Source organism: Bacillus sp. C28GYM-DRY-1, assembly GCF_030519405.1.
In the GTDB taxonomy this organism is placed as follows: domain Bacteria; phylum Bacillota; class Bacilli; order Bacillales; family Bacillaceae; genus Bacillus; species Bacillus spizizenii_A.
Genome location: NZ_JAUMKF010000065.1, coordinates 1 through 443 on the forward strand (window position 1 = coordinate 1; position 443 = coordinate 443).

Annotated in this window: 2 tRNA genes and 1 rRNA gene; all 3 read left to right on the forward strand. The window is 47.6% G+C overall.

The features are described from left to right. Positions 1-52, forward strand: a 16S ribosomal RNA gene (locus tag Q3W56_RS20690); the annotation flags it as partial. A 101-nt stretch (positions 53-153) separates the two neighbouring features. Further along, positions 154-230 (forward strand) — tRNA-Ile (locus Q3W56_RS20695). An 11-nt stretch (positions 231-241) separates the two neighbouring features. Further along, positions 242-317: transfer RNA gene (locus Q3W56_RS20700), tRNA-Ala, on the forward strand. Positions 318-443: the final 126 nt, after the last annotated feature.

Here is a 443-nt window from a genome sequence, read left to right on the forward strand (position 1 = left end):
GAAGTCGTAACAAGGTAGCCGTATCGGAAGGTGCGGCTGGATCACCTCCTTTCTAAGGATATTTACGGAATATAAGACCTTGGGTCTTATAAACAGAACGTTCCCTGTCTTGTTTAGTTTTGAAGGAACTTTGTTCCTTGAATAAGTTAAGATGGGCCTGTAGCTCAGCTGGTTAGAGCGCACGCCTGATAAGCGTGAGGTCGGTGGTTCGAGTCCACTCAGGCCCACCATCTTAAATAACGGGGCCTTAGCTCAGCTGGGAGAGCGCCTGCTTTGCACGCAGGAGGTCAGCGGTTCGATCCCGCTAGGCTCCACCAACGTGTTCTTTGAAAACTAGATAACAGTAGACATCACATTCAATTAGTAAGACAAGATATCACATAGTGATTCTTTTTAACGGTTAAGTTAGAAAGGGCGCACGGTGGATGCCTTGGCACTAGGAG